The sequence below is a fragment of the Kitasatospora sp. MBT63 genome (assembly GCF_000710465.2).
Lineage (GTDB): Bacteria > Actinomycetota > Actinomycetes > Streptomycetales > Streptomycetaceae > Kitasatospora.
Genome location: NZ_JAIZ01000733.1, coordinates 1 through 8,401 on the forward strand (window position 1 = coordinate 1; position 8,401 = coordinate 8,401).

An 8,401-nucleotide genomic window follows, 5' to 3' on the forward strand; every position below is an offset into this window, starting at 1 on the left:
GCCGTCACCGCGACGGGCGTCCACGGCCGCGGCTACGCGGGGGCGGACCGGCGGCGGGCGCGGTGCGCGAGGATGCTGCACGAGCAGACGCCGTCGAACTGTGCTGTGGCCGGCATCGAGGCCTCCCGCGCTCGTGCCCCGGGCCGGTGGGGCGGTCCGTCCGACGCTACGGCCGGGCGCCCGGCGGCGCGCGGTCGCCACGCCGGATCCGGACGGCCCCGGGGTCCCGGCCCGCCGGACACCCTCGCCGTCGCCCTCACCGCAGCGGGCGCCGCCGCCTCGCGTACAGCCCGGCGCCGGCCGCCCCCATCAAGAGGACCGCGAGCGGCGCCCGGTGGGTGGTGGCCCAGAGCTGTGCGCTGCGGGCGCGGGCCCGGTCGTCGAAGCGTCCGTGCGCGCCGTGGTCCTCCCGGTCGTCGACGGGCGTCCACAGGTTGACGGGGTCGGTGCTGCGACGCGGCCGGTCGGTCTGCTGGGAGGTGAAGCCGGTCCGGGCCAGGTAGCGGTCCAGCAGGCCGGGGGCGAGCGCGTTCGCCATCAGGGTGAGCGCAGTGCTCGCGCCGACCCAGTACTCGCGCCGCGCCGGGTGGTCCGCCGCGTACAGCACGGCGCGCGCCGCGACCTCCGGCTGGTAGATCGGCGGGACGGGCTGCGCACGGTTCGGCAGCCGGGACAGCACCCAGTCGAACTGGGGGGTGTTCACCGCGGGCATCTGCACCATGGTGGAGCGCACCGACGTGCCGGAGGCGAGCAGTTCGCAGCGCAGCGCCTCGTGCCACCCCTGCAGGGCGTGCTTGGCACCGCTGTACGCGCTCTGCAGCGGAATGCCCCGGTAGGCGATCGCCGAGCCGACGTGCACCAGCGTGCCGTGGTCGCGCGGGACCATGCGGCGCAGCGCTACCTGGGTGGCGTACACGTAGCCCAGGTAGCTGACCTCGGTGACCCGGCGGAACTCCGCCGCGGTGATCTCCGTGAACGGGGCGAAGACGGAGGTGAAGGCGTCGTTGACCCAGACGTCGATCGGGCCCAGTTCGTGCTCGGTGCGGGCGGCCGCGGCCTCGACGGCGTCGGGGTCGCAGACGTCGGCCTCGATGGTGATCGCGGTGGCCCCGGCCTTCCGGGCCTCGGCCGCCGCTGCTTCCAGGCCTGCGTGGCCCCGGGCGATCAGTGCCAGGCGGTCGCCGCGTCGGGCGAACGCCTCGGCGCACGCCCGCCCGATCCCGGCGCTGGCGCCGGTCACCACGACCACCCGTCCGGTGCCGCTCGTTGAGTTCATGCCCCCCGTCTGTCCCGCGTTCCGGCGGGCAAACGCGCCGGGCACACGCCTGCGGGTGCGGTGTGCCGGGGGCGGTGTACCGGGGCCGGTGTGTCGCGGTTCGGGCGGGGCAGCCGTAGCGTCGAAGACCTGATCGACCGCTCCGGACGGGAGGTGGCCGGATGGCGCCGACGGCGCTGTTCGATGTCGACGGGACGCTCCTCGACACGAACTACCTGCACACGTTGAGCTGGGCCGAGGCGCTGGCCCAGTACGGGCACGCCCCGGCGATGGCCCGCATCCACGCCTCGATCGGCATGGGCGGTGACAAGCTGCTCGGCCATCTGCTCGGCGAGGACCGGGACCGTGCCCGCGACGAGGAGATCAGTTCCGCCCAGCAGGCCCTGTACGCCCGGTTCTGGCCGGGGCTGCGGCCCTTCGACGGCGCCGCCGACCTCCTGCGCGCGGTGGCCGCGCGGGGCTGGACGGTCGTGCTGGCCAGCTCGGCCTCCGGCCGCGACCTGGCGGTGATGCGCCGCGCGCTCGGCGCGGACGACGTGATCGCCGCCGCGACCGGGGCGGACGACGTCGAGGCGAGCAAGCCCGCGCCCGATCTGGTCCGGGCCGCGCTGGCGAAGGTGGACGCCCGCCCGCAGGAGGCCGTCTTCGTCGGGGACACGGCCTGGGACGTGCGCTCGGCCGCGGCCTCCGGGGTCCCGTGCATCGCCGTGCTCTCCGGTGGCTGGAGCGAGCGTGACCTGCGGGCGGCGGGGGCGGTGGAGGTCCACGAGGATGCCGCCGCCCTGCTGGCCGGGCTGGCGGGCAGCGCGCTCGGGCGGCCGACGGGGCAGGTGCAGCGCGGGTAGCGGACGGGAGCAGGTCGCTGGGCATGCGAACCGCTCCCGGGGGCAGGCGGGACCGGACACCAGGCAGGACCCGAGCGTTGGAGGACCGATGGCCGACCACGCAACAGCCCTGAGCGGCCCAGCCCCGGCGGCACCGTGATGTCCGGCACCGCGGGAGCGCTCCTCGCGCTGCTCCTTCCGGTGGTCTGCCTGGTGGCGGTCCTGGCGCTGGGGCGCCTGGAGGACCGGCTGCTCGACCCGGCCGGGTCCCGCCGCCCTCGCGCCCGCCACCGGCACCGCCGCCACGCGTCCGGCGGACCATCGGAGGACAGCCGGGACCGGGCATCCCGAACGGCCGCCGGGACGGCCGGGGCGGTGGCCCAGCTGCCGCCGGGCCGACCGGCCGGCGGCGCCCCCGACGCCCGGTGACCCGGGGGCGATCTGATCCCAGCGCGGTGGCCGGACGGTTCAGCGCTCCGCCGCCGCTTCCCCGAGCCGGACGGCGGCCTCCAGCAGCAGGCCGTGCACGAACGCCTGCGGAAGATTGCCGCGCAACTGGCGCTGGGCGATGTCGAACTCCTCCGCGTACAGGCCGGGCGGCCCGCAGGCGGCGCGGTTGCGCTCGAACCAGCGGGCGGCCTCGACCGGGCGGCCCTGCTGGTGCTCGGCGAGCGCCATGACGAAGCCGCAGAGCAGGAAGGCGCCTTCGGTGTCCGCGAGCGGCCGCTCGTCGTGACGGAAGCGGTAGGCGTAGTGGTCCTGGCACAGCTCGGCCCGGACCGCGTCGAGGGTCGCCCGGGTGCGCGGGTCGTCCGTCGGGAGGGCGCCGCGGATCGGCGGGAGGAGGAGGGCGGCGTCGACGCCGGGGTCGGTGGGTGTGCGCTGCCAGCGCCCGGTGGGGTGGGTGCCGGTGGCGGCGGTGTGCGCGGTGATCCGGTCGGCCAGGGCCTCCCAACGGGCGGCCGCGCCGCGGTCGGTGAGCCCGGCGGTGGCCGCGGCGCGCAGCCCGGCCGCGGCCGTGAGGCGGCTGTGGGTCCAGTGGTCGGCGTGAAGTTCCCAGATCCCGGCGTCAGGCTCGGTGTGGCGGTCGGCGATGGCGGCGGCGGCGATGGCGGCGGCCCGTTCGCCGTCGGCCTCCAGGCGGCCGTGGCGGGCGGCGGCTGCGAGGAGCAGCAGGCTGTCGCCGAGAGCGTCGAGTTGGAACTGCTTGTTGACGTGGTTTCCGGCGACGTCGAAGCCGCCGGGGTAGCCGGGCAGGTCCAGGGTTCGGCGGTCGGGGATCGGTGCGCCGGTGGTGGTGTACGCGGGGGCGAGGGCGGGGCCGTGTTCGTGGAGGCGGGCGACGGTGAAGCGGACGGAGTCGTCCAGCAGCGGGTGCGGCCCGGCGGCTGCGACGGCCTGCCCGATGTAGCTCTGGTCGCGGATCCAGACGTACCGGTAGTCGTAGTTGCGTCCCTGCTCGGCGCGTTCGGGCAGGCTGGTGGTGGCCGCGGCGACCGTGCCGCCGCTCGCGCCGGTCAGGCCGCGCAGGACGGTGTAGGCGTGCCGGGCGTCCCGGGAGCCGAGGGCGCGGGGGAAGGTGGGGATCTGCTGCGCCCAGGCGGCTTCGGTGGCGCGCCAGAGCCGGTCGGCGCTCTCGCAGCGACCGAGGGCCGTGTCCGAGATCTCCAGGACCAGGTCGTGGTGTCGGCCCTCCTCCAGGTCCAGCCTGGTGTGCAGGGTGGGGTGCCGGCAGTCGCGGCGGGGCTCGGCCGCCGGTGCGCCGGTCCAGCGCAGCTGGAGGCCGCCGGTCCGGGCCGTCCAGCGTCCCGTCTCGTCGCGCCGCAGATCGCGGGCGGGGTGCTCGCCGAACCCGGCGGCCGGCTGGAGGGTGAGGTCGACGGTGGCGGGCCCGTCGACGGCGAGGATCCGGCGCAGGACGACGGCCCGGTGCGGGTCGCCGGGGTGGGCGAGGGCTTCGCGGCATTCGACGATGCCGGTGGTGGTCACCCAGCGGCTGCGCCAGATGAGGGTGCCGCTCTCGTAGTAGCCGCCCTGGACGAACGGCGTGGCCGGGCTGACGCTGTACCAGCCGGGGCCGCCGATCAGCGCGGAGAAGAGGGCGTCGCTGTCCCAGCGCGGCGCGCACATCCAGACCAGGTCGCCGCGTGGCCCGACCAGGGCGCCGCGTTCGCCGTCGGCGAGCAGGGCGTGGTCGCGGAGCGCGTGGGGCAGCGGGCGGTCCTCGGTCACGGGCGGGGTCCTCCTTCGGGTGCTCGGCGGGTGCTCAGCCGGTGCGGTACTGCTCGGCGCGGTCCTCGCGAAGGACCAGGCCGAGGCCGGGTGCGCCGTCCGCGCCTGGGCGCAGCACCCCGCCGCGGGGGTCGAGGGCGCCGTCGAACAGCAGGTTCTCGATCCGTACGTGGTCGTGGAACCACTCCAGGTGGCGCAGGTTGGGGATGGCCGCGGCGGCGTGGGCGTGCACGTGCGGGGCGCAGTGGCCGGAGAGCTGGAGGCCGTGGGCCTCGGCGAGGGCGGCGGTCCGCAGCCAGACGGTGAGGCCGCCGCAGCGGGTGGCGTCGGCCTGGAGGCAGTCCACCGCGGGCAGCATCCGGGCGAAGTAGGGCAGGTCGTAGCCGTACTCCCCCGCGGCGATGTCGGCGGGGACGGTGTCGCGGACCAGGGCGAGGCCGGTCAGGTCGTCGGAGGGGACCGGCTCCTCGAACCAGCTGACGCCCAGTCCGGCGAGGCTGCGGCCGATCCGGACGGCCTGCTTGCGGGTGTAGGCGCCGTTGGCGTCCACGTAGAGTTCCGCGGTGTCCCCGATCAGCTCTCGGGACTGCTCGGTGCGGCGCAGGTCGCGGCGCTCGTCGGTGCCCCACGACCCGCCGATCTTGATCTTGACGCGGGGAATGGCCTGCCCGTCGGCCCAGCACCGCAGTTGGTGTGCCAGCTGTCCGCTGTCATAGCTGGTGAAGCCGCCGCTGCCGTACACCGGTACCTCCGTGCGGGCGGCGCCGAGCAGCTGGACCAGAGGAAGGCCGAGCAGTCGGGCCTTGAGGTCCCACAGGGCGATGTCCACGGCGGAGACCGCGCCGGCGATCAGGCCCGGGCGGCCGGCGTTGCGGACCGTCCGGGTCATCGCCTCGTTGAGCGCGGCGATGTCGAGGGCCGGTCGGCCGGTGACGGTGGCGGCCAGTTGGTCCCGGATCACCTGCGCGGTGGCGGCGGCTCCGTAGGTCCAGCCGGTGCCGGTGGTGCCCGCCGCGCGGGCCTGGACGAGGACCATGGTGGTGGAGTCCCAGGCGAGGGTCCCGTCCGCCTCCGGCGCGTCGGTGGGGACCGTGAGGACCTGGACGTCGACCGCCGCCACGCAGGGGCCGCCCGCGCTCACCGGGCACCTCCGCCGGCCGGTGCGCGAAGGCCCGCCCGGGCACCGGCCGTGAGGCGGGCGGCGGCGCGGTCGACCAGGGCCATGATGGTGAGCGCCGGGTTGGCGGCGCCCTGGGTCGGCAGCACGCTGCCGTCGGTGATCAGCAGGTTGGGGACGGCGAAGGACCGCAGGTCGCCGTCGACGACGCCGTGTTCGGCGTCCTGGGCCATCCGGCAGCCGCCGACCAGGTGCGCGTAGCGTTCGATGGTGATGACCTCGGTGGCTCCGGCGGCGCGCAGGATGTCCTCCATGACGGTGCGGGCGGCTGCGATGACCGCCCGGTCGTTGTCGCACTGGCTGTAGGAGAAGTCGGCCACCGGCAGCCCGTACCGGTCCCGTTCGGTGGCGAGGGTGACGCGGTTGCCGGCCTGCGGGAGGAGTTCGCACAGGGCCCCGAGGGTGGCCCAGTGTATGTAGTCCTGCATGTAGCGGCGCAGGTCGTGGCCCCAGTGGCCCTGGGCGGCGACGTGTTCGGCCCAGGTGATCGGCAGCGGGGAGACGGTCTGGACGGAGAAGCCGCGCTTGTACGCTCTGGTGGGGTCGGTCTCGTAGAAGGCCTCGGAGGAGACCTCGGGCGGGGGTGCCTTGTACGCGCGGATCTCCTGAGTGAAGCGGCCGGCGGTCTGCGGGGCGCCCTGCACCATGACGTAGCGGCCGACCAGGTCGTGGTCGTTGCACAGCCCTTCGGGGAAGCGCCGGTTGGCGGAGTTCAGCAGTAGTCTCGGGGTCTCGATCGCGTACCCGGCGACGGCCACCGTCCGGGCGCGCTGAAGGTGTTCGCGCCCTCCGCGCAGGTACCGCACGCCGGTGGCGTACCGGCCCTCGGCGTCCGTCTCGATCGCGGTGGCCATGGCCTCGGTGCGGATCTCGGCGCCGTGGGCGAGGGCGTCGGGAACGTGCGTGATGAGGGTGGAGCCCTTGGCGTTGACCTTGCAGCCCTGGAGGCAGAAGCCCCGGTAGACGCAGTGCGGGCGGTTGCCGAACCGGCCGTTGGTGATGGCGACCGGGCCGACCCGGGCCTCGATGCCGGCGGCGGCCGCGCCGCGCAGGAAGATCTCGCCGTTGCCGCCGACCGGGTGCGGGGCGTGGCGGTAGGCGTGCGGGTCGCCCCAGGGCCAGTACTGCCCGGCGACGGGGAGTTCCTGTTCGATCCGTTCGTAGGACGGGCGCAGGTCCTCGTACCGGATCGGCCAGTCGGCGCCGACGCCGTCGTCGGTGCGGGTGGAGAAGTCCGACGGGTGCAGGCGGGGGACGAACCCGGCGAAGTGTACGGTCGAACCACCCACCCCGCGGCCTGAGTTGTTGGATCCCATCGGGACCGGGTCGGCTCCGGAGATCACCCGCGGCTCGGTCCAGTACAGGTGGTGGGAGCCTGCCTCGTCGCTGACCCACTCGGTGTCGGGGTCCCAGAACGGCCCGGCCTCCAGGCACACCACCGACCAGCCCGCGTGCGCCATCCGCTGGGCGAGGGTGGCGCCGCCGGCCCCGCACCCGACGATGACCAGGTCCACCTCGTCGTTGTCGTCGAAGCGGCGCATGTTCTCGACCTGCGTGCGGTCGAAGCGGCTGCCGTCGTCGGGCAGCAGCCACGCGGAGGCGTTGCGCTCGCGGATCGCCCGCTGGGAGCCGGTGGTGAGGGCGAGGGTGGTCCGGGCGGCCGCGAGGTGTCGCCTCATGTGCGCTCCTGGCTGTCGGCGGCGGGGTCGCGCGGGTCCGCGTCCGGGTGTTCCCAGCGCTCGCGGGCTCCGACGCCGAGGCGGGCGTAGCCGCGCGGGTAGGCGGGGCCACCGAAGCCGATCTCGTTCCAGGCCCACGGGTGGGAGTAGAACGCGGTGCAGGCGTAGCGGGTCCACAGGCTCCACACGTGGGCGGCGGGCATCCCGTGCCAGTCCTTGCCGTGGAGGTCCTGGACGGTCTGGACGAGCCGGCGCTGCTGCTCGGCGGGGAGGGCCGCGAAGGGCGCGCCGTGCCGGTCGGCGGCGTCCTCGTCGAGGGCGCGCAGGGTGGCGCGCCAGGCGTCGCCGTCCTCGGGCATGTCCTGGTAGCGCCAGCCGTCGGTCTGCGTTTCGGCGAGGCGGGCGTCGATCATCTGGAGCACCGGCACCTCGGGGCGCTGCGGCGGGCCGTCCTGGGCGAGCAGCAGGTCGAGCAGGGCGCCCGCGCAGGCTTCTTCGGCGCAGGTGAAGAAGCGCAGGTCGGGCTGGAGTTGGAGGCGTTGCAGCACGGTGGCGGCGGTCGCCGGGTCCCAGGCGTCGGCCTGGTCGAGGACATCGAAGCCGGGGAAGCGCCGGCCCGCCTCGCCGGAGGGGACGGTCCGGCGGGCGGGCGGCCGTCGGGCGGGCACGGTCACCGCTCCCGGCGCAGCACGGAGGCGAGCAGGCCCATGCCGCCGACCATGGTCACCAGCAGCGGTGCGAACAGCGGCGGGCCCATCTCGACGTTGTAGCGGGCCATCGCCCAGCCGCCCGGTTTGCGGGCGATGCCGCGGGCGTGCAGGTAGGTGCCCTGGAGGCCGTTGGCGACGACGGCCGCCGACATCGCCGGCAGTACGGTGTGCGCGGCGCGTTCGCTGGTGAAGCCCGCCACGCCGGCCCCGGCGGCGAGCGGGCCGAGGATGACCGGCCACCACATCATCCGGTTGCCGAAGCTCGCCCGGTCGTGCTCGAGGTAGATCTCGGCAGCGGTGACCAGCGCGCCGCCCGACATCAGCAGCGACAGCGACCGTTCGAGGCGGCCGTGCCGTACGTCGTGCGCCGCGCGCGGCAGTCGTGCGCCCATCGCGCTCACTCCTCGTCCTTGCCGCCGCCCGGCAGCATCTCCTGGATCTTGGCCTTGAGTCCCTGCTTGAGCATGGATCCGCGGTCGCTGTCGCCGTGGACGACGGCCGAG

Annotated in this window: 8 protein-coding genes; 2 read left to right on the top strand and 6 right to left on the bottom strand. The window is 75.3% G+C overall.

Annotation, left to right across the window (positions count from 1 at the left end; translation table 11 throughout):
- Positions 1–256: 256 nt before the first annotated feature.
- On the bottom strand, positions 257–1,276 hold the full coding sequence (locus AA75_RS37940; RefSeq protein WP_033824991.1) for an SDR family oxidoreductase: 1,020 nt from the start codon (positions 1,274–1,276) through the stop codon (positions 257–259).
- Between the two features lie 161 nt (positions 1,277–1,437).
- Between AA75_RS37940 and AA75_RS37945 the strand changes: the two genes are divergently transcribed.
- Positions 1,438–2,121 carry an HAD family hydrolase gene (locus tag AA75_RS37945; RefSeq protein WP_033824992.1) on the top strand — a complete coding sequence of 228 codons (684 nt, stop codon included), beginning with the start codon at positions 1,438–1,440 and terminating at the stop codon, positions 2,119–2,121.
- Positions 2,122–2,259: 138 nt separating this feature from the next.
- On the top strand, positions 2,260–2,529 hold the full coding sequence (locus AA75_RS37950; RefSeq protein WP_033824993.1) for a hypothetical protein: 270 nt from the start codon (positions 2,260–2,262) through the stop codon (positions 2,527–2,529).
- Between the two features lie 39 nt (positions 2,530–2,568).
- On the opposite strand, the gene AA75_RS37955 is transcribed toward AA75_RS37950, so the two are convergent.
- Genes AA75_RS37955 through AA75_RS37975 form a run of 5 tightly spaced genes read right to left on the bottom strand, consistent with a single transcriptional unit; the run spans position 2,569 to position 8,290 of the window.
- The gene (locus tag AA75_RS37955; RefSeq protein ID WP_033824994.1) at positions 2,569–4,332 is read right to left on the bottom strand and encodes a glycoside hydrolase family 15 protein; all 1,764 of its coding nucleotides are present in this window, start codon (positions 4,330–4,332) and stop codon (positions 2,569–2,571) included.
- A gap of 34 nt (positions 4,333–4,366) precedes the next feature.
- Complete coding sequence (locus tag AA75_RS37960) at positions 4,367–5,473, bottom strand: enolase C-terminal domain-like protein (protein WP_149038621.1); 1,107 nt, start codon at positions 5,471–5,473, stop codon at positions 4,367–4,369.
- The gene (locus AA75_RS37965) at positions 5,470–7,188 is read right to left on the bottom strand and encodes a GMC family oxidoreductase (protein ID WP_051814120.1); all 1,719 of its coding nucleotides are present in this window, start codon (positions 7,186–7,188) and stop codon (positions 5,470–5,472) included. The genes AA75_RS37960 and AA75_RS37965 overlap by 4 nt, the downstream gene beginning before the upstream one ends.
- The gene (locus AA75_RS37970; protein WP_051814121.1) at positions 7,185–7,856 is read right to left on the bottom strand and encodes a gluconate 2-dehydrogenase subunit 3 family protein; all 672 of its coding nucleotides are present in this window, start codon (positions 7,854–7,856) and stop codon (positions 7,185–7,187) included. Before AA75_RS37970 ends, AA75_RS37965 begins: the two co-directional genes overlap by 4 nt.
- A 2-nt stretch (positions 7,857–7,858) precedes the next feature.
- On the bottom strand, positions 7,859–8,290 hold the full coding sequence (locus AA75_RS37975; protein ID WP_033824995.1) for a hypothetical protein: 432 nt from the start codon (positions 8,288–8,290) through the stop codon (positions 7,859–7,861).
- Positions 8,291–8,401 lie beyond the last annotated feature (111 nt).

What these genes read in the sequence shown, in the direction of transcription:
- AA75_RS37950 (WP_033824993.1), top strand. Translation starts at nt 2,260, where the DNA reads ATGTCCGGCACCGCGGGAGCGCTCCTCGCGCTGCTCCTTCCGGTGGTC.
- AA75_RS37945 (WP_033824992.1), top strand. Translation starts at nt 1,438, where the DNA reads ATGGCGCCGACGGCGCTGTTCGATGTCGACGGGACGCTCCTCGACACG.
- AA75_RS37940 (WP_033824991.1), bottom strand. Translation starts at nt 1,276, where the DNA reads ATGAACTCAACGAGCGGCACCGGACGGGTGGTCGTGGTGACCGGCGCC.
- AA75_RS37965 (WP_051814120.1), bottom strand. Translation starts at nt 7,188, where the DNA reads ATGAGGCGACACCTCGCGGCCGCCCGGACCACCCTCGCCCTCACCACC.
- AA75_RS37975 (WP_033824995.1), bottom strand. Translation starts at nt 8,290, where the DNA reads ATGGGCGCACGACTGCCGCGCGCGGCGCACGACGTACGGCACGGCCGC.